This is a genomic window from Kitasatospora griseola (assembly GCF_044999035.1).
Classification (GTDB): Bacteria; Actinomycetota; Actinomycetes; order Streptomycetales; family Streptomycetaceae; genus Kitasatospora; species Kitasatospora griseola.
Map to the genome: position 1 here is coordinate 2,930,981 of NZ_CP173360.1, position 20,302 is coordinate 2,951,282.

At 67.3% G+C, this 20,302-nt stretch carries 14 protein-coding genes and 3 rRNA genes; 5 read left to right on the plus strand and 12 right to left on the minus strand.

Annotation, left to right across the window (positions count from 1 at the left end; genetic code table 11):
* The first annotated feature begins 242 nt into the window (after nt 1–242).
* The 5 genes from ACI1MP_RS13150 (at nt 243) to ACI1MP_RS13170 (ending at nt 4,255) form a co-directional block, all read left to right on the plus strand.
* Nucleotides 243–797 (plus strand): GPR1/FUN34/YaaH family transporter, encoded by a 555-nt coding sequence (locus ACI1MP_RS13150; protein WP_404868732.1) that lies wholly within the window; start codon nt 243–245, stop codon nt 795–797.
* Between the two features lie 167 nt (nt 798–964).
* Complete coding sequence (locus ACI1MP_RS13155; RefSeq protein ID WP_043909742.1) at nt 965–1,354, plus strand: GntR family transcriptional regulator; 390 nt, start codon at nt 965–967, stop codon at nt 1,352–1,354.
* Nucleotides 1,351–2,241, plus strand: a complete 891-nt coding sequence (locus tag ACI1MP_RS13160; protein WP_404868733.1) for an ABC transporter ATP-binding protein — start codon at nt 1,351–1,353, stop codon at nt 2,239–2,241. The genes ACI1MP_RS13155 and ACI1MP_RS13160 overlap by 4 nt, the downstream gene beginning before the upstream one ends.
* Nucleotides 2,238–3,239, plus strand: coding sequence for an ABC transporter permease subunit (locus tag ACI1MP_RS13165; protein WP_404868734.1), 1,002 nt, complete (start codon nt 2,238–2,240; stop codon nt 3,237–3,239). The genes ACI1MP_RS13160 and ACI1MP_RS13165 overlap by 4 nt, the downstream gene beginning before the upstream one ends.
* Nucleotides 3,240–3,391: 152 nt before the next feature.
* Nucleotides 3,392–4,255: an ArsR family transcriptional regulator gene (locus tag ACI1MP_RS13170; RefSeq protein WP_404868735.1), complete on the plus strand. Its 864-nt coding sequence runs from the start codon at nt 3,392–3,394 to the stop codon at nt 4,253–4,255.
* A gap of 22 nt (nt 4,256–4,277) precedes the next feature.
* On the opposite strand, the gene ACI1MP_RS13175 is transcribed toward ACI1MP_RS13170, so the two are convergent.
* From ACI1MP_RS13175 to rpsO, 12 genes are all read right to left on the minus strand, one after another.
* Nucleotides 4,278–5,147, minus strand: a complete 870-nt coding sequence (locus ACI1MP_RS13175; protein WP_380343556.1) for a phosphatase PAP2 family protein — start codon at nt 5,145–5,147, stop codon at nt 4,278–4,280.
* Nucleotides 5,148–5,231: 84 nt separating this feature from the next.
* Nucleotides 5,232–5,348, minus strand: a 5S ribosomal RNA gene (gene rrf, locus ACI1MP_RS13180).
* A gap of 87 nt (nt 5,349–5,435) precedes the next feature.
* A 23S ribosomal RNA gene (locus tag ACI1MP_RS13185) occupies nt 5,436–8,541 on the minus strand.
* 279 nt (nt 8,542–8,820) lie between these two features.
* Nucleotides 8,821–10,337: ribosomal RNA gene (locus tag ACI1MP_RS13190) — 16S ribosomal RNA — on the minus strand.
* The 16S, 23S and 5S rRNA genes sit together here, the layout of an rRNA operon.
* Before the next feature lie 441 nt (nt 10,338–10,778).
* A complete protein-coding gene (locus tag ACI1MP_RS13195; RefSeq protein ID WP_100590071.1) occupies nt 10,779–12,464 on the minus strand; it encodes a ribonuclease J in 1,686 nt (561 codons plus the stop codon).
* Nucleotides 12,465–12,635: 171 nt separating this feature from the next.
* Nucleotides 12,636–13,535, minus strand: coding sequence for a 4-hydroxy-tetrahydrodipicolinate synthase (dapA, locus tag ACI1MP_RS13200; RefSeq protein WP_043909734.1), 900 nt, complete (start codon nt 13,533–13,535; stop codon nt 12,636–12,638).
* A gap of 317 nt (nt 13,536–13,852) precedes the next feature.
* Entirely contained in the window at nt 13,853–14,638 is a 786-nt protein-coding gene (gene thyX / locus ACI1MP_RS13205; RefSeq protein ID WP_035866708.1) for an FAD-dependent thymidylate synthase, read from the minus strand.
* Nucleotides 14,639–14,672: 34 nt separating this feature from the next.
* On the minus strand, nt 14,673–15,134 hold the full coding sequence (locus ACI1MP_RS13210) for a hypothetical protein (RefSeq protein WP_100590072.1): 462 nt from the start codon (nt 15,132–15,134) through the stop codon (nt 14,673–14,675).
* A gap of 1 nt (nt 15,135) precedes the next feature.
* Entirely contained in the window at nt 15,136–15,882 is a 747-nt protein-coding gene (dapB, locus tag ACI1MP_RS13215; protein ID WP_404868736.1) for a 4-hydroxy-tetrahydrodipicolinate reductase, read from the minus strand.
* 22 nt (nt 15,883–15,904) lie between these two features.
* Entirely contained in the window at nt 15,905–17,260 is a 1,356-nt protein-coding gene (locus tag ACI1MP_RS13220; RefSeq protein WP_380342843.1) for a M16 family metallopeptidase, read from the minus strand.
* A 148-nt stretch (nt 17,261–17,408) separates the two neighbouring features.
* Nucleotides 17,409–19,619: a polyribonucleotide nucleotidyltransferase gene (locus tag ACI1MP_RS13225; RefSeq protein ID WP_043909719.1), complete on the minus strand. Its 2,211-nt coding sequence runs from the start codon at nt 19,617–19,619 to the stop codon at nt 17,409–17,411.
* A gap of 374 nt (nt 19,620–19,993) precedes the next feature.
* The gene (gene rpsO / locus ACI1MP_RS13230) at nt 19,994–20,284 is read right to left on the minus strand and encodes a 30S ribosomal protein S15 (protein WP_030462697.1); all 291 of its coding nucleotides are present in this window, start codon (nt 20,282–20,284) and stop codon (nt 19,994–19,996) included.
* Nucleotides 20,285–20,302 lie beyond the last annotated feature (18 nt).

Consider the following 20,302-nt stretch of genomic DNA (forward strand, 5'->3'; position numbering starts at 1 on the left):
CACTTGCTCGCTCAGGGCGGTTCACAAGGGTACAAGTCCCGGGGGCCGGGTAGACCGTAGGCGCCGGGGGCTTCCACCCCGGAGGGCACCGACCGGTGGCTGAGCCGCCGGTTCTCTCATCTCGCCGCAGCCGCCGCACCCTTCTTCGGTGCGCCCACGACCCGGCACCCGGCACCACCTCGCACACCCCACCCTTCACCGCGATCTCGCCATGCCCTGGCGCAGAGTGAAAGGAGCCTCCGGTGAGCAATGACGCCTCCGGGGCGAACGCCCGATCCGCTGACGCGGGTCCGCTCGGTTACCTGGCCCTCGGTCTCACCCTCCTCGCGTACGGCCTGCTCGGCACCGGTGTCCTCAGCGGCACCACCACCGGCAGCGCCGCCACGCTGGCCCACCTGGTCGGCGGGGTGACGCTGTTCGTCGCCGGCCTGTGGCAGTTCCGCGGCGGCGACCGCTTCAGCGGCACCGCTTTCACCGCCCTCGGCGCCTTCTGGGCGACCTGGGCGGCGGCCGGCCCGGCGGGCCGGCACACCGCGGGCCTGTTCCTGCTGCTGTGGGCGCTGCTCGCGCTCACCCTGACCGCCGCCGCCTGGGGCTCCGGCCTGCTCGCCCGTGCGGTGTACGGCCTGCTGACCCTCGCCCTGGTGCTCAACGCCGTCGGCGTCCTCAGCGGCTCCGGCGGCTGGGGCAAGGTCGGCAGCTGGTTCGCCGCCCTGGCCGGCCTGGCCGCCTGGTACTGGGCCACCGCCACCCTCACCGGCGGACGCTGGGGCCGGGTGGCACTCCCGGTCAAGTAACCGCCGCAGTCCCCGAGGCCCGGACGCCACCCCCACGGCGCCCGGGCCTCGGCATGTCTGCGCCCGTTCGCGTCTCTGCTGGTCAACGCCCTTGCGCAATCCTTTACTTGACGGTCCGTCGGATCATCAGTTCTATAGTGCTAGGAAGCTAGATAAATGAGGTTGCGGTGATCGAGTTCCACATCGAGCCCCGGTCCGGTGTCGCCCCCTACCTGCAACTGGTCCACCAAGTGCGGCAGGCCCTCCGACTGGGCCTGCTGCACCAGGGCGACCGGCTGCCGAAGGTCAAGGACGTCGCGGCGAAGGTCGCGATCAACCCCAACACCGTGCTCAAGGCTTACCGCCAACTGGAGAACGAGGGCCTGGTCTCCCCCAAGCCCGGCGTCGGCACCTTCGTCACCGGCACCCTCGGCGACCCCGCCACGTCCGAACACGAGCCGCTGCGGCAGGAGTTGCGCCGCTGGCTGGCCTCGGCGCGGGCCGCCGGACTGGACCAGGAGTCCATCGAGGCCCTCTTCCAGCAGACCTTCCGAACCACCGTCGAAGAGGAGCGATGACCGCGATCGTCGAAACCCGGGCGCTGACCAAGCGCTACGGCCGCCGCACCGCGCTGGCCGACTGCACCCTGACCGTCCCCGCCGGACGCGTCGTCGGGCTGGTCGGCCCCAACGGCGCCGGCAAGTCCACCCTGCTGCAGCTCGCCTGCGGCCTGCTCACCCCCACCAGCGGCGCCGTCGAGGTGTTCGGCCGGCCCCCGGCCGCCGACAGCGCCCAACTCGCCCGGGTCGGCTTCGTCGCCCAGGACACCCCGACCTACGCCACCCTGACCGTCGCCGACCACCTGCGCCTCGGCGCCCGCCTCAACCCCGACTGGGACGCCGCACTCGCCGACCGCCGCATCCGGCAGCTCGGCCTCGACCCCGCCCAGCGGGCCGGGCGCCTCTCCGGCGGCCAACGCGCCCAACTCGCCCTCACCCTCGCCGTCGCCAAACGGCCCGAACTGCTGCTGCTGGACGAGCCGGTGGCCGCCCTCGACCCACTGGCCCGACGCGCCTTCCTGCAGAGCCTGATGGAGTTCGTCGCCGAATCCGAGTCGCAGGCCACCGTGGTGCTCTCCTCCCACCTGGTCTCCGACCTGGAACGGGTCTGCGACCACCTGATCGTGCTGGCCGACTCCCGCGTCCGGGCCGACGGCGAGATCGACGATCTGCTCGCCACCCACTTCCGGCTCACCACCGCCCGCCGCGACGCCGACACCCTGCCGGCCGGCATGCGGGTCGTGCACGCCGAACACACCGAACGCCAGAGCACCTTCGTGGTCCGCGCCGACGCCGCCGTCGACGACCCGTCCTGGGTGATGGACCCGATCGGCCTGGAGGACCTCGTCCTCGCCCACCTCGAACCCTCCGCCGACTCCCGACCCGCCCTGGAGCCCCAGCGATGACCTGGCTGACCTGGCGTCAGTTCCGCGCCCAGTTCCTGGTGGCCGCGGCCGTACTCGTCGCCGCCACCGCCTACCTGCTGATCTCCGGCCTGGACCTGCGGGACAAGTACCAGGACCTGACGGCCGGCTGCCCCGACGGCGGCTGCGCCGACGGCAGCCAACTGCTCGACATCTACGCCTTCCCCTACTGGACCGGCAGCGCCCTGGTCCTGCTGGTGCCCGCCCTGATCGGGGCGTTCTGGGGCGCGCCGCTGATCGCCCGCGAACTGGAGACCGGCACCTACCGGCTGATCTGGAACCAGGGCATCGGCCGCGGCCGCTGGCTGACCGTCAAACTGCTGCTGGTCGGCGTCACCGCGGTGACCGTCACCGGGCTGCTCAGCCTGCTGGTGACCTGGTTCGCCTCCCCGCTGGACCACCTCAACCGCGACCGCTTCACCCCGCTGCTGTTCGCCTCCCGCGGCATCGTCCCGCTCGGCTACGCCGCGTTCGCGGTCGCCCTCGGCACCTGCCTCGGCCTGTTCCTGCGCCGCACCGTCGCCGCGATGGCCGTCACCCTGGCCGTCTTCGCCGCCGTCCAGGTGCTCGTCCCGCTCGCCGTCCGCCCGCACCTCGAACAGCCCGTGCACAGCGTGGTCGCACTGGACGCCGCCACCCTGAGGTCCACCAAGATGCTCGGCTTCACCGGCTCCCACGGGCCGTCCGCCACCTTCGTCGCCGGCCTCGCCGTGCCCGACGCGTGGATGCTCTCCGACAGTTCGCCGATCCGCGACAGCTCCGAACGCGTCCTCACCTTCGGCACCCAGCCGTGCGCGAACAACAGCCACGACGTCCCGTCCGAGGACTGCCTCGCCCACGCGAACCTGCACGTCGCCGTCGACTACCAGCCCGCCGACCGCTACTGGCCGTTCCAGTGGATCGAGACCGCGATCTTCCTCGCCCTCACCGCTGCCCTGACCGCTCTCACCACCTGGGGCCTGCACCGCCGCCTCGGCTGATCGACATTCAGGTGCGGCCGAAGCCAACGCAACTGGCTTCGGCCGCACCGTCACCTTACGGCCACCACACCACCCGGTCGGGTGGCGAGTGATCCCGCAATCCCCTCCCGTCCCACCGGCCGATTGCTACTGTCTCCGATCGGAGGAGACGCATGGGTCAGTGGCAGGTGAGCACGGAGGCGCTCGTCGCATGCCGTTTTGCCTTCTCGCCGCTGGTCGAGACCGTCGCCACCCTCGGCATCCTCACCGAGATCAGGCCCGAACCCTGGCGCCGCGCCTGGCTCGCCACCCACCGGCCCGCATTCCAGCAGCACCTCGCCGCCGCGCCCCACCTCGACGACTGGCTGCGCGCCCGTACGGCCGCCCGCTGGCCCACCGAGTTCCGGCTGCCCCCGCCCGACCCCGACGCCGCCCCGCACGGACTCGACCTCACCGGGCTCGGCCTGGCCCCCGCGCTCGCCGAACTCCTCGACTGGACCTGGCAGCACGTCGTCCACCCCGAGTGGCCGGCCCGCCTGCGCACCCTCCGCGCCGACGCCACCGCCCGCCGCCGCCTCGCCGACCACCACGGCTGGCCCGCCGCCCTCCCCGCGCTCGGCCCCCGGCACCGCTGGCTGTCCACCGGTCGGCTCCAGCTCACCGTCCCCGACGAGCCCGCGGACGCCGAACTGCTCTTCGTCCCGACCGGCGCCCGCCACGGCTGGATCGCCCAGGACACCACCCGCGTCGCCGTGATCTACCCGATCTCCGCCGCGCCCGTCCCCACCCCGCGCACCCCGCCCGCCAGCCTCGGCCGCCTGCTCGGCAGCGCCCGGGCCGAACTGCTCGCCGGCCTCGACCGCCCGCGCGACACCGTCCAGCTCGCCACCCTCACCGGCCTCAGCCCCGCCGCCGTCGGCGACCACCTCACCGTCCTGCTCGACGCCCGCCTGGTCTCCCACGCCCGTTCCGGCGCCGCCGGCCGCTACTACCGCACCGCCCTCGCCGAAGCCCTGCTCTCCGCCCAGCCCGGCTGAACCCGCCTGAACCCCGTCGCCCTCAGCTCTGCACGGCGCTGGGCTCCCGCTCCTCCGGACGCGCCGTCGCGGCATCCCCCGGCTCCGGCCGACGCCATCCCGTCAGCACCGCCTGCAGCAGGTACACCGTCAGCAGTATCGCCAGCGCCACCACCCCGTCCGCCCAGAAGTGGTTGGCCGTCACCACCACCACCCACACCGTCACCAGCGGATGCAGCACCATCAGCCACCGCCACGGCCCGCGTGCGACGACGATCACCGCCACTGCCGTGATCACGCACCACGCCACGTGCACCGAGGGCATCGCCGACAGCTGGTCCGCCACCACCCCCGCGACCGCGTTGCCGTACACCGACTGCCCGTACTGTGCCGCCAGGTCCACGAACCCGTTCCCCGGCAGCATCCGCGGCGGCGCCACCGGAATGAACTGGACCAGCAGACACACCGCCGTGGTCGCCACCACCGTCGTCCGCACCCACGCGTACCGCTCACGGTGCCGCAGGAACAGCCACAGCAGCACGACCAGCATCACGCCGAAGTGCATCGTCGCGTAGTAGTAGTTCGCCGCCTGCACCAGCCACGGATGCCCCACCACGGCCTGCTGCCAGGACGCCTCGTCCGGCAACCCCAGATCCAGCTCCGTCCGGTGGATCCACGCCGCCCGGTCCAACGCATTGTCCGTCCCCATCAACGACAGGTGCCCGACCACCTGCCACAGCGCGAACAGCGCCAGCAGCGTCCCCGCTTCCCGCAGCACGTCCGCCGCGACCCGCCCCCTCCGCTGCCCACTGCCGGCCCGGCTCGCAGCAACCCGCCCGGCGGCGAACGCCGCCCCGTACAGTGCCGCGGAGGCAGCGGCCGAGGTTTGCCAGGTCAAGGTCAGGTTCTGCATTGGCGAAGGGTATCCGGAAATTTCCGGTCCGGAAACGCGAAGAAGCCCCCTGACATCCCGTCAGGGGGCTTCTTCTGAAAAATTGTTCGGCGGCGTCCTACTCTCCCACAGGGTCCCCCCTGCAGTACCATCGGCGCTGTGAGGCTTAGCTTCCGGGTTCGGAATGTAACCGGGCGTTTCCCTCACGCTATGACCACCGAAACACTATGAAACTGTCGAACCGGAACCCGTTCGATGAACGGGGTTCTGTTCGTGGTTTCAGAACCAACACAGTGGACGCGAGCAACTGAGGACAAGCCCTCGGCCTATTAGTACCGGTCAACTCCACCCCTCACAGGGCTTCCATATCCGGCCTATCAACCCAGTCGTCTACTGGGAGCCTTACCCTCTCAAGGAGGTGGGAGTGCTCATCTCGAAGCAGGCTTCCCGCTTAGATGCTTTCAGCGGTTATCCCTCCCGAACGTAGCCAACCAGCCATGCCCTTGGCAGGACAACTGGCACACCAGAGGTTCGTCCGTCCCGGTCCTCTCGTACTAGGGACAGCCCTTCTCAACACTCCTACGCGCACAGCGGATAGGGACCGAACTGTCTCACGACGTTCTAAACCCAGCTCGCGTACCGCTTTAATGGGCGAACAGCCCAACCCTTGGGACCTACTCCAGCCCCAGGATGCGACGAGCCGACATCGAGGTGCCAAACCATCCCGTCGATATGGACTCTTGGGGAAGATCAGCCTGTTATCCCCGGGGTACCTTTTATCCGTTGAGCGACGGCGCTTCCACAAGCCACCGCCGGATCACTAGTCCCTACTTTCGTACCTGCTCGACCCGTCAGTCTCACAGTCAAGCTCCCTTGTGCACTTACACTCAACACCTGATTGCCAACCAGGCTGAGGGAACCTTTGGGCGCCTCCGTTACTCTTTAGGAGGCAACCGCCCCAGTTAAACTACCCACCAGACACTGTCCCTGATCCGGATCACGGACCCAGGTTAGACATCCAGCACGACCAGAGTGGTATTTCAACGGCGACTCCACCATGACTGGCGTCACGGCTTCAAAGTCTCCCACCTATCCTACACAAGCCGAACCGAACACCAATATCAAGCTATAGTAAAGGTCCCGGGGTCTTTCCGTCCTGCTGCGCGAAACGAGCATCTTTACTCGTAATGCAATTTCACCGGGCCTGTGGTTGAGACAGTCGAGAAGTCGTTACGCCATTCGTGCAGGTCGGAACTTACCCGACAAGGAATTTCGCTACCTTAGGATGGTTATAGTTACCACCGCCGTTTACTGGCGCTTAAGTTCTCAGCTTCGCCCGACCGAAATCGGACTAACCGGTCCCCTTAACGTTCCAGCACCGGGCAGGCGTCAGTCCGTATACATCGCCTTACGGCTTCGCACGGACCTGTGTTTTTAGTAAACAGTCGCTTCTCGCTGGTCTCTGCGGCCACCACCAGCTCAGGGAGCAAGTCCCATCACCAGCAATGGCCCCCCTTCTCCCGAAGTTACGGGGGCATTTTGCCGAGTTCCTTAACCACAGTTCACCCGAACGCCTCGGTATTCTCTACCTGACCACCTGAGTCGGTTTGGGGTACGGGCCGCCATGAAACTCGCTAGAGGCTTTTCTCGACAGCATAGGATCATCCACTTCACCACAATCGGCTCGGCATCAGGTCTCAGCCTTGATGTGAGGCGGATTTGCCTACCTCACGGCCTACACCCTTACCCCGGGACTACCACCGCCCGGGCTGGACTACCTTCCTGCGTCACCCCATCGCTCACCTACTACCCCATTGGGTCACCGGCTCCACCACGTCCCATCGTCCGAAGACTCCGGGCCGGCTTCACGGGCTTAGCATCAAGAGGTTCAGCGTTGGCGCTTCAAAGCGGGTACGGGAATATCAACCCGTTGTCCATCGACTACGCCTGTCGGCCTCGCCTTAGGTCCCGACTTACCCTGGGCAGATCAGCTTGACCCAGGAACCCTTGGTCAATCGGCGCAAGAGTTTCCCACTCTTGTATCGCTACTCATGCCTGCATTCTCACTCGTGAACCGTCCACAACTCGATTCCTCGGCTGCTTCACCCGGCACACGACGCTCCCCTACCCATCACAGCCTCCGTTGGGAGTATTGCTGCAATGACACGACTTCGGTGATGTGCTTGAGCCCCGCTACATTGTCGGCGCGGAATCACTTGACCAGTGAGCTATTACGCACTCTTTCAAGGGTGGCTGCTTCTAAGCCAACCTCCTGGTTGTCTCTGCGACTCCACATCCTTTCCCACTTAGCACACGCTTAGGGACCTTAGTCGGTGTTCTGGGCTGTTTCCCTCTCGACCATGGAGCTTATCCCCCACAGTCTCACTGCCGTGCTCTCACTTACCGGCATTCGGAGTTTGGCTAAGGTCAGTAACCCGGTGAGGCCCATCGCCTATCCAGTGCTCTACCTCCGGCAAGAAACACACGACGCTGCACCTAAATGCATTTCGGGGAGAACCAGCTATCACGGAGTTTGATTGGCCTTTCACCCCTAACCACAGGTCATCCCCCAGGTTTTCAACCCTGGTGGGTTCGGTCCTCCACACGGTCTTACCCGCGCTTCAACCTGCCCATGGCTAGATCACTCCGCTTCGGGTCTTGGGCATGCAACTCTGGCGCCCTGTTCGGACTCGCTTTCGCTACGGCTACCCCACACGGGTTAACCTCGCTACACACCGCAAACTCGCAGGCTCATTCTTCAAAAGGCACGCAGTCACAGCCCGAAGGCTGCCCCCACGGCTTGTAGGCACACGGTTTCAGGTACTATTTCACTCCGCTCCCGCGGTACTTTTCACCATTCCCTCACGGTACTATCCGCTATCGGTCACCAGGGAATATTTAGGCTTAGCGGGTGGTCCCGCCAGATTCACACGGGATTTCTCGGGCCCCGTGCTACTTGGGAGAAGCTCAAGCGAGCCGTACAGATTTCGTCTACGGGGGTCTTACCCTCTACGCCGGACCTTTCGCATGTCCTTCGACTACCCATACGGTTTCTGACTCGCCCAGCCGCCGGCAGACGACTGAAGAACTTTCCCACAACCCCAACATGGCAACCCCTGCCGGGTCTCACACCATGCCGGTTTGGCCTCATCCGGTTTCGCTCGCCACTACTCCCGGAATCACGGTTGTTTTCTCTTCCTGCGGGTACTGAGATGTTTCACTTCCCCGCGTTCCCTCCACACTGCCTATGTGTTCAGCAGCGGGTGACAGCCCATGACGACTGCCGGGTTTCCCCATTCGGACACCCCCGGATCAAAGCTCGGTTGACAGCTCCCCGGGGCCTATCGCGGCCTCCCACGTCCTTCATCGGTTCCTGGTGCCAAGGCATCCACCGTGCGCCCTTAAAAACTTGGCCACAGATGCTCGCGTCCACTGTGCAGTTCTCAAACAACGACCAGACACCCAAACTCGGCAACCCTTGCGGGCGCCTCGCATGAGGCCGGCATCCCAGAAGAAACGATCACTCGTTCCCTCAGGACCCAACAACGTGCCCGACACACCCGACTCCGAACCCGCGTTCCACACCCCGAGGGGCAGTACTTGCGGTCATCACCGTGTGTGCCGAATAGTCAACGTTCCACCCATGAGCAACCAATCCGAGACGTTCGCTCGGATCTGGCTATGCGCTCCTTAGAAAGGAGGTGATCCAGCCGCACCTTCCGGTACGGCTACCTTGTTACGACTTCGTCCCAATCGCTGGTCCCACCTTCGACGGCTCCTCCCCTTACGGGTTAGGCCACCGGCTTCGGGTGTTACCGACTTTCGTGACGTGACGGGCGGTGTGTACAAGGCCCGGGAACGTATTCACCGCAGCATGCTGATCTGCGATTACTAGCAACTCCAACTTCATGGGGTCGAGTTGCAGACCCCAATCCGAACTGAGACCGGCTTTTTGGGATTCGCTCCGCCTCACGGCATCGCAGCCCTTTGTACCGGCCATTGTAGCACGTGTGCAGCCCAAGACATAAGGGGCATGATGATTTGACGTCGTCCCCACCTTCCTCCGAGTTGACCCCGGCAGTCTCCTGTGAGTCCCCGACATTACTCGCTGGCAACACAGAACAAGGGTTGCGCTCGTTGCGGGACTTAACCCAACATCTCACGACACGAGCTGACGACAACCATGCACCACCTGTACACCGACCACAAGGGGGCTGATATCTCTACCAGTTTCCGGTGTATGTCAAGCCTTGGTAAGGTTCTTCGCGTTGCGTCGAATTAAGCCACATGCTCCGCTGCTTGTGCGGGCCCCCGTCAATTCCTTTGAGTTTTAGCCTTGCGGCCGTACTCCCCAGGCGGGGAACTTAATGCGTTAGCTGCGGCACCGACGACGTGGAATGTCGCCAACACCTAGTTCCCAACGTTTACGGCGTGGACTACCAGGGTATCTAATCCTGTTCGCTCCCCACGCTTTCGCTCCTCAGCGTCAGTAATGGCCCAGAGATCCGCCTTCGCCACCGGTGTTCCTCCTGATATCTGCGCATTTCACCGCTACACCAGGAATTCCGATCTCCCCTACCACACTCTAGCCTGCCCGTATCGAATGCAGACCCGGGGTTAAGCCCCGGGCTTTCACATCCGACGCGACAGGCCGCCTACGAGCTCTTTACGCCCAATAATTCCGGACAACGCTCGCACCCTACGTATTACCGCGGCTGCTGGCACGTAGTTAGCCGGTGCTTCTTCTGCAGGTACCGTCACTTGCGCTTCTTCCCTGCTGAAAGAGGTTTACAACCCGAAGGCCGTCATCCCTCACGCGGCGTCGCTGCATCAGGCTTTCGCCCATTGTGCAATATTCCCCACTGCTGCCTCCCGTAGGAGTCTGGGCCGTGTCTCAGTCCCAGTGTGGCCGGTCGCCCTCTCAGGCCGGCTACCCGTCGTCGCCTTGGTAGGCCATTACCCCACCAACAAGCTGATAGGCCGCGGGATCATCCTGCACCGCCGGAGCTTTCCACCCACTCCCATGCAGGAGCAGGTCATATCCGGTATTAGACCTCGTTTCCAAGGCTTGTCCCAGAGTGCAGGGCAGATTTCCCACGTGTTACTCACCCGTTCGCCACTGATCCACCCCGAAGGGCTTCACCGTTCGACTTGCATGTGTTAAGCACGCCGCCAGCGTTCGTCCTGAGCCAGGATCAAACTCTCCGTGAATGCTTCCACGAAAGAGCGGCACAGCAACCACCGGAATAAGGCGGCCCTGCGCACTGCGTCCTCGCTAGTGATACTTCATAAAGGAATCTCCAACCAACCGATATCGGCTGGCCGGGGATGTCAACATATCTGGCGTTGACTTTTGGCACGCTGTTGAGTTCTCAAGGAACGGACACTTCCTTCAGGCGGCCTTCCGACCGGCCCTCCGGGCGCTTCGTTCTTTCGTGTTTCCAGCTTATCAGATGTTTTCCGCTCCGCTTTCCGGAGTTTCATTCAGTCCGACTTGCTTTTGCCTTTCGGCGCTCCCGAACTCTATCAGAGTTTCTCGGCCTGTTTTCCCCGCCCCATTCGAATGAATTCGAATCCGGAGCGAAGCCGCACGACCGTGGGGCAACCCGGAGAACATTACGCACCGGGCTGCCCCAGGTCAAATCAGGTCGGTCAGACCTCGACGACGACCGGGAGGATCATCGGACGGCGCCGGTAGTTGTCGGCGACCCACTTGCCGACGGTCCGGCGGACCAGCTGCTGGACCTGGCGAACCTCCAGGACGCCTTCCCCGGCGGAGCGGACGAGGGCTTCCTCCAGCTTGCCGGTGATGGACGCGAATGCGCTGTCGTCGATGCCGGAGCCGCGGGCCTGGATGGTGGGGCCGCTGACCATCTTGCCGTTCGTGGAGTCGACCACCACGAAGACCGAGATGAAGCCCTCTTCGCCGAGGATCCGGCGGTCCTTGAGCGACGCCTCGGTGATGTCGCCGACCGAGGAGCCGTCCACGTAGACGTAGCCGGCCTGGACCTTGCCCGCGATCCGGGCGACGCCCTTCTCCAGGTCGACGCAGACGCCGTCCTCGGCGATGACCACGCGGTTGCGCGGGACGCCGGTGGCGATGCCGAGGTCGGCGGCGGCGCGCAGGTGGCGCCATTCGCCGTGGACCGGCATCAGGTTCTTCGGCTTGCAGATGTTGAAGAAGTACAGCAGTTCGCCGGCCGAGGCGTGGCCGGAGACGTGCACCTTGGCGTTGCCCTTGTGGACGACCTTGGCGCCCCAGCGGGTGAGGCCGTTGATGACCCGGTAGACGGCGTTCTCGTTGCCGGGGATCAGCGAGGAGGCGAGGACGACGGTGTCGCCCTCGACGATGCGGATCTGGTGGTCGCGGTTGGCCATCCGGGACAGCGCGGCCATCGGCTCGCCCTGGGAGCCGGTGCAGATCAGCACCACCTCCTTGTCGGGGAGGTCGTCGAGGGTCTTGACGTCGACGATCAGGTTGCCGGGAACCTTGAGGTAGCCGAGGTCCCGGGCGATGCCCATGTTGCGGACCATCGAGCGGCCGACGAAGGCGACCTTGCGCTTGTACTCGTGTGCGGCGTCCAGGACCTGCTGGATGCGGTGCACGTGGCTGGCGAAGGAGGCGACGATGATGCGCTTCTCCGCGTTGGCGAAGACGTTGCGCAGCGCGGCGGAGATGTCGCGCTCGTGCGGGATGAAGCCGGGGACCTCGGCGTTGGTGGAGTCCACCAGGAGGAGGTCCATGCCCTCTTCGGCCAGCTTGGCGAAGGTCGGCAGGTCGGTGAGGCGGCCGTCCAGCGGGAGCTGGTCCATCTTGAAGTCACCGGTGGCGACGACCATGCCCGCGGGGGTGCGGACGGCGACGGCCAGCGCGTCGGGGATGGAGTGGTTGACCGCGATGAACTGGCAGTCGAAGGGGCCGATCCGCTCGCGGTCGCCCTCGGCGACCTCCAGGACGTAGGGGCGGATGCGGTGCTCGGCGAGCTTGGCCTCGATCAGGGCGAGGGTGAGCTTGGAGCCGATCAGCGGGATGTCCGGGTTCTCCCGGAGGAGGTAGGGGACGGCGCCGATGTGGTCCTCGTGGCCGTGGGTCAGGACGATGCCGTCGATCTTGTCGAGGCGGTCCCGGATGTAGCTGAAGTCGGGGAGGATCAGGTCGACGCCGGGCTGCTCGTCCTCGGGGAAGAGCACGCCGCAGTCGATGATCAGGATGCGGTCGCCGTACTCGAGGACCGTCATGTTGCGGCCGATCTCGCCGAGACCGCCCAGCGGAGTGATGCGGAGGGCGCCCTCCTTGAGTGCGGGGGGAGCGCCGAGTTCGGGGTGCGGGTGGCTCAAAAGACTCTCCTCACGACGCACGCCATATGCCCGAGGGGTTCCTCCCCCGGCGACATATGGCGTGCGTCCATCGTGGTTACCTGACTGCCGATTGCCGCGCGCCGTCGGTCCCGGTCCAGCGGCGGACCCGGTGGGGTCCGGCGAGCCGGGGGCGCGCACGTCTGTTGTTGGTTACAGGTGTACCCCGCCGGCGGCGAGATCCTCCTTCAACCGGGTGATCTCCGCGTCCGTGGCGGAGACCAGGGGCAGCCGGAGCGGACCGGCCGGGTGTCCCTGCAGGTTCAACGCCGCCTTGGAGAGGATCACTCCCTGGGTGCGGAAGATTCCGGTGAACACCGGCAGCAGGGACTGGTGGACGGCGAGCGCCTTCGCGTGGTCGCCGGCGACGAACGCCTCGATCATGGCACGCATCTCGGCGGCGACGACGTGGCCGACCACGCTGACCACGCCGACGGCTCCGACCGAGAGCAGCGGCAGGGTCAGGTTGTCGTCGCCGGAGTACCAGGCGAGGCCGGAGTCGGCGATGGCCCGGGAGGCGGCGGCGACGTCGCCCTTGGCGTCCTTGTTGGCGACGATCCGCGGGTGCTCGCCGAGGCGGACCAGGGTGTCGTGCTCGAGGGCGACGGCGGCGCGGCCGGGGATGTCGTACAGCATCACCGGCAGGTCGGTGGCGTCGGCGATCGCGACGGTGTGCCGGTACAGGCCCTCCTGCGGCGGCTTGCTGTAGTACGGGGTGACCGCGAGCAGGCCGTGGGCGCCGGCGGACTGCGCCTGGCGGGCGAGTTCGACGCTGTGGTGGGTGTTGTTGGTGCCGACGCCGGTGATGACGTGGGCGCGGTCTCCGACCGCCTCGACCACGGCCCGGACCAGCTGGGCCTTCTCCGCGTCGGTGGTGGTGGGCGACTCGCCGGTGGTGCCGTTGAGCACAAGGCCGTCGTTCCCGGAGTCCACCAGGTGGGCGGCGAGGCGCTGGGCGCCGTCGAGGTCGAGCCCGCCGTCGGCGGTGAACGGGGTGACCATCGCGGTCAGGACCCGGCCGAAGGGGGTCTGCGGTGTGGAGGTCGGAGCCATGGGTCCAAAACTACTCGTAGGGCGGTGGTCGACAGCCACGCAGGTCCAGGGTTTGGACAGTCCTGAGGGCCTTGGGCCGGGCCCGACATGGGATTCCGGTGCTGCGCGCTCGGGGGTTCACGCAGCACCGGAATCCGTGTCCTGAGCGTATGGAGCGGCCGAGAATGCCGCAATCCGGACATCTCCCGCGGTCCGTCCATCTGCCCGTCGGCGCAGGTCAGCGGCCGGATCGGGGCCGCCGGCGGGAACGCCGCACGAGTGAGCGGGCCGGGCCGGGATCCGACGGTCCGTCAGATCCCGGTCGGGGGTACCGGAGGTCAGACCTTGCGCCAGCCGGGGACCCAGGCGCCGTCCTCGACGGTGTAGTCGCCGAACAGCGACGGGGCCTCCTTGACCATCAGCTCGCCGATCTTGCCGAACAGCAGCCGGATCTCCTCCTCGGCGCCCGGCGCGGTGCGGTTCTCGATGACGTGGCGCAGGGTGCGCACGTTCGCCGTCCAGACCAGGCCGGTGGCCAGGCCCTCGGGGGCGAAGCGGCGCATGAAGGAGGTCTTCTCCTTCTTCTCGTGGAACTTGACGCCCTCCTCGTCCAGCCCGAAGTGGTCGGCCATCCAGTGCTGGAACTCCTCGATCTGCTGCATCAGGCCGGTGGCGCGGCCCATCAGCTCCTCGTCCTGCTGGGCCCACTCGGGGAACCAGAACGGGATGTCGTCGAGGCGGACGAAGCGCAGCGACTCCTGGGAGACCGCGACGCCGGCCCGGTGGCGGACCAGTTCGTGGGTGACCACGCGGCTGACGTTGTGCAGCACGAAGGTGAAGGAGACGTGCTCCAGCACCGAGCCGTGCGCGCTGGCCAGGATGTTCTTCAGGTAGACGTCCTGGTCGGTGCGGACCTTGGTGACGTTCGGGTTCAGGCCCGGCTTCCACGAGCGGTAGCAGATCCGGCCGGCGAACTCGGCGAGGTTCTGGGCGTCGTCCAGGTCGCCGCGGTCGACCCGCTCCAGCCAGCTCTCGCCGCCGACGTCCTGCAGGTAGGCCGCGACCTCGTCGTAGTCGAGCTCGGGGCGGGCGATCAGGTGGACCTGGGGTTCGACTGCGCGCATGGGTGATGTTCCTGGCTGTTGGGGGCGGTACGAGTCAGTTTACGGCGGTGGCCGCGGCGTCCCGGCCATGCAGCTTGATCGCGTGCTGCATGGCCTTGCGGGCGCGCGGGACGTCGCCGGCGTCCGCGTAGGCGACGGCGAGCCGGAAGAAGTTCCGCCAGTCGGTGGGGTCGGCCTCGGCCTCGGCCTTGCGTCGGGTGAACACGGCGTCCGCGGAGGCCCGGTCGATCCGGCCCCCCTGGGTGCGCCTGAGCTCGTCCACGGGCAGACCGCCCTCGGCCTCCAGCTGGCGGGCGAGCCGCTCGCTGGCCCGGCCGAAGCGGACGGTCTGGCGAAGGAACCAGACGCCGATCAGCGGGATGACGAAGGCGCACACGCCGATGCCGATGCCGAGCGGCTTGCCGGTGGCGACGAGCTGGACGCCCTCGCCTATGCAGACCACGCTGACCAGCAGCAGGATGCCGGAGAGGACGAAGAAGCCGATGCGTGAGGTCATGTCACAGGTCCAGGAAGTGTTCCAGGCCGAAGGTCAGGCCCGAGTGGTCGACGATCTTCCGCACGCCGAGCAGGATGCCGGGCATGAAGCTGCTGTGGTGCATGGAGTCGTGACGGATCGTCAGGGTCTCGCCGGTGTCGCCGAACATCACCTGCTGATGGGCGAGCAGGCCGCGCAGCCGCACCGAGTGCACCGGGACGCCGTCCACGTCGGCGCCGCGGGCGCCGGGCAGGCCGTGCGTGGTCGGGTCCTGCTGCGGGGGCAGGCCGGCCTCGGCACGGGCGGCGGCGATCAGCTGCGCGGTGCGGGCGGCGGTGCCGGACGGGGCGTCGGCCTTGCGGTCGTGGTGGAGTTCGAGCACCTCGACGGACTCGAAGTACTTGGCCGCCAGCTGGGAGAACTTCATCCCGAGGATCGCGCCGATGGAGAAGTTCGGGGCGATCAGCAGGCCGAGGCCGGGGGCTTCGGCGAGCAGGCCGCGGACGGTCTCCAGGCGCTCCTCGGTCCAGCCGGTGGTGCCGGTGACCACGTGGATGCCGTTGCGCAGGCAGAAGTCGAGGTTGCCCATCACCGAGTCGGGGTGGGTGAGTTCGACGACGACGTCGACCCCGGCGTCGGTGAGTTCGGTGAGCTTCGAGTCCCGGCCGAGGGCGGCCACCAGCTCCAGGCCGTCGGCGGCCTGCACGGCCTTGACGGCCTCGGAGCCGATCCGGCCCTTGGCGCCGATCACGGCGACGCGCAGCGTCATGTCTGTTGTCCTCTCAGACGGGTCAGGCGAGCAGGTCGGCCAACCGGGCGGCCCGGCGGTCGTTGATCGGGCCGATCAGCGCGAGCGAGGGCCGGTGCGCCCCCAGCACATCACGGGCGACGGCGTGCACGTCGTCCAGGGTGACCTCGGCGATCTTCTGCAGCATCTCGTCCACCGACAGGTGGTGGCCGTAGGAGAGCTCGGCCTTGCCGATGCGGTTCATCAGGGAGCCGGTGTCCTCCATGCCGAGCACGGTGGAGCCGGAGATCTGGCCGATCGCGCGGCGCAGTTCCTCCTCGGTGATGCCTTCCTCGACGACCCGGGCGAGTTCCTCGCGGCAGATCTTCAGCACTTCCTCGACCCGCTTGGGCTGGCAGCCGGCGTAGATGCCGAACAGACCGGTGTCGGCGTACGAGGAGGAGTAGGAGTACACCGAGTAGGCCAGGCCGCGCTTCTCCCGGACCTCCTGGAACAGCCGGGAGCTCATGCCGCCGCCGAGGGCGGCGTTGAGCACGCCCAGCGCCCAGCGGCGCTCGTCGTGGCGCGGGATGCCGGGGACGCCGAGGACCAGGTGGGCCTGCTCGGTGGGCCGGTTGAGGACCGCGGCCTTCCCGGAGGTGCGGACCGCCTTGACGCCCTGGCGGACCTCGGCCGGGTGGCCCTTGGACTTGGCCAGCATCGGCGCGAACGCCTTCTGCACCAGCTTGACCACCTTGGCGTGGTCGAGGTTGCCGGCCGCCGAGACCACCAGGTTCTCCGGCTTGTAGCGGCGGTGGTAGAAGCCGGCGATCTGGTCGCGGCTCAGCCCGGAGACGGTCTCCTGGGTGCCCAGGATCGGGCGGCCGAGCGGGCCGGTCCCGAAGATCACCTTGGCGAACAGGTCGTGCACCACGTCGCCCGGGTCGTCCTCGGCCATCGCCATCTCCTCGAGGATGACGCCGCGCTCGGACTCCACGTCCTCGGGGCGGATCAGCGAGCCGGTGAGCATGTCGCACACCACGTCGATGGCCAGCGGCAGGTCGGTGTCCAGGACCCGCGCGTAGTAGCAGGTGTTCTCCTTGGCGGTGAACGCGTTCATCTCGCCGCCGACCGCGTCCAGCGCGGCGGAGATCTCCAGCGCGTCGCGCCGGGCGGTGCCCTTGAAGAGCAGGTGCTCCAGGTAGTGCGTGGCGCCGTTCAGGACCGGGGTCTCGTCCCGGGAGCCGACGCCGACCCAGATGCCGAAGGTGGCGCTGCGCACCGTCGGGAGGGTCTCGGTGACGACCCGCAGGCCGCCGGGGAGCACGGTGCGGCGGACGGTGCCCGCGCCGCCTTCGGTGCCCTTGAGCAGGGTCCGGGTGGTGCCGGGGCGCTGCTTCGCCGCCGAGGCCTGGGCCACGGGTGTTCCTTCCAACTACTGCTTCACGAGGGGAGCTACACGAACCGCACGAGCTGCATCGACTGCATGAACTGCACGGACTTCACGAACAGGGCGCGGCCCGCACGCGCCGGATGGGGCGTGCGGGCCGCAGGGTGTTACCGGGGTGTCACTCGGAGGCGGCGGCGTCGCCGCCCTCCTCGCCCTCGATGACGGGGATCAGCGACAGCTTGCCGCGCGGGTCGATCTCGGCGATCTCGACCTGCACCTTGGCGCCGACGCCGAGCACGTCCTCGACGTTCTCGACGCGCTTGCCGCCGGCCAGCTTGCGGATCTGCGAGATGTGCAGCAGACCGTCCTTGCCCGGCATGAGCGAGACGAAGGCGCCGAAGGTGGTGGTCTTCACCACGGTGCCCAGGTAGCGCTCGCCGACCTCCGGCATGGTCGGGTTGGCGATCTGGTTGATCGTCGAGCGGGCGGCCTCGGCGGCCGGGCCGTCGGCGGCACCGATGTAGATGGTGCCGTCGTCCTCGATGGTGATCTCGGCGCCGGTGTCCTCCTGGATCTGGTTGATCATCTTGCCCTTGGGGCCGATGACCTCGCCGATCTTGTCCACCGGGATCTTGATGGTGATGATCCGCGGCGCGTTCGGGGACATCTCGTCGGGCGAGTCGATGGCCTCGTTCATGACGTCGAGGATGTGCAGGCGGGCGTCCCGGGCCTGCTTCAGCGCGGCGGCCAGCACGGAGGCCGGGATGCCGTCGAGCTTGGTGTCCAGCTGCAGGGCGGTGATGAAGTTGCGGGTACCGGCGACCTTGAAGTCCATGTCGCCGTACGCGTCCTCGGCGCCGAGGATGTCGGTGAGCGTCACGTAGTGGGTCTCACCGTCGATCTCCTGCGAGATCAGGCCCATGGCGATACCGGCGACGGCGGCCTTCAGCGGCACACCGGCGTTCAGCAGCGACATGGTGGACGCGCAGACCGAGCCCATCGAGGTGGAGCCGTTGGAGCCCAGCGCCTCGGAGACCTGGCGGATCGCGTAGGGGAACTCCTCGCGGGTCGGCAGGACCGGGAGGATCGCGCGCTCGGCGAGGGCGCCGTGGCCGATCTCGCGGCGCTTCGGCGAACCGACGCGACCGGTCTCGCCCACCGAGTACGGCGGGAAGTTGTAGTTGTGCATGTAGCGACGACGGGTCTCCGGGGAGAGCGTGTCGAGCTGCTGCTCCATGCGGAGCATGTTCAGCGTGGTGACGCCCAGGATCTGGGTCTCGCCGCGCTCGAACAGGGCCGAGCCGTGCACCCGCGGGATGGCCTCGACCTCGGCGGCCAGGGTGCGGATGTCGGTGACGCCGCGGCCGTCGATGCGGACCTTGTCCTTGATGACGCGCTCGCGGACGATCTTCTTGGTCAGCGCGTTGTAGGCGCCGCTGATCTCCTTCTCGCGGCCCTCGAACTCCGGGAGCAGCTTGTCGGCGGCGACGGCCTTGATGCGGTCCAGCTCGTTCTGGCGCTCCTGCTTGCCGGCGATGGTCAGCGCCTTGGCCAGCTCGTCCTTGACGGCGGCGGTCAGCGCGGCCAGCACGTCGTCCTGGTAGTCCAGGAAGCGCGGGAACTCGCCGGTCGGCTTGGCGGCCTGCTTGGCGAGCTGGGCCTGCGCGGCGCACAGCACCTTGATGAACGGCTTCGCGGCCTCCAGGCCGGAGGCGACGACCTCCTCGGTCGGCGCGTCGGCGCCGCCCTCGACCAGCTTGATGGTCTTGTCGGTGGCCTCGGCCTCGACCATCATGATCGCGACGTCGCCGTCCGGCAGGACGCGACCGGCGACGACCATGTCGAAGACGGCCGACTCCAGCTCGGAGTGGGTCGGGAAGGCCACCCACTGGCCGTTGATCAGCGCGACGCGGACGCCGCCGATCGGGCCGGAGAACGGCAGGCCGGCCAGCTGGGTGGAGGCGGAGGCCGCGTTGATGGCCACCACGTCGTACAGGTGGTCGGGGTTCAGCGCCATGACGGTGACGACGACCTGGACCTCGTTGCGCAGGCCCTTGACGAAGGACGGGCGCAGCGGGCGGTCGATCAGGCGGCAGGTGAGGATCGCGTCCTCGGACGGCCGGCCCTCACGGCGGAAGAACGAGCCGGGGATGCGGCCGGCGGCGTACATCCGCTCCTCGACGTCCACCGTCAGCGGGAAGAAGTCGAAGTGCTCCTTGGGCTGCTTCGAGGCGCTGGTGGCCGACAGCACCATGGTGTCGTCGTCCAGGTAGGCCACGGCGGAGCCGGCGGCCTGACGGGCCAGACGGCCGGTCTCGAAGCGGATGGTGCGGGTGCCGAAGCTGCCGTTGTCGATGACGGCCTCGGCGTAGAAAACGTTCTCTTCCACCTGGAAGATCTCCTCTTTTGTACGTCTCCCCAGGAGCGCCCCTGCGCTTGCCTGCCGTGGCCCGGGCAGTTGGGCCGGTCTTCGATCGAAGCCACCGGGTCCGTCCCCGCGTGTCGGGGGTTCCGGCGGCCACTACCGAGGACCGGCGCCTTTCGGCGTGCGGCGGTCGGCGTGTGGACGCTCCTGCGGTGCGGGCGGCTTCCGTTTGAAGCCTTGTCGGCCCGCAAGGGCGGGCATGCCCTTTACCTTACAAATTCACACCCTATCGAGCGCGGCTTTAAAGCCGGGCTGTTCGCGGGGCGTGGTCGCGGGGTGGCGCGGAAAGCGCCGAAGGGCGGCTCCCCCGGTGAGGGGAGCCGCCCCTACGAGCGGTGTCAGCGGGCGCCGCCGGCGGCACCGCGGCGGATGCCGAGGCGGTCCACCAGGGTACGGAAGCGCTCGATGTCCTTCTTGGCCAGGTACTGCAGCAGGCGGCGACGCTGGCCGACCAGGATCAGCAGGCCACGACGCGAGTGGTGGTCGTGCTTGTGGAACTTCAGGTGCTCGGTCAGGTCCGAGATGCGGCGGGAGAGCATGGCCACCTGAACCTCGGGAGAGCCGGTGTCGCCCTCCTTCTGGCCGAACTCGGCGATGATCTGCTTCTTGACGTCAGCGGCGAGGGCCACGGGCATCTCCTTCGGTTT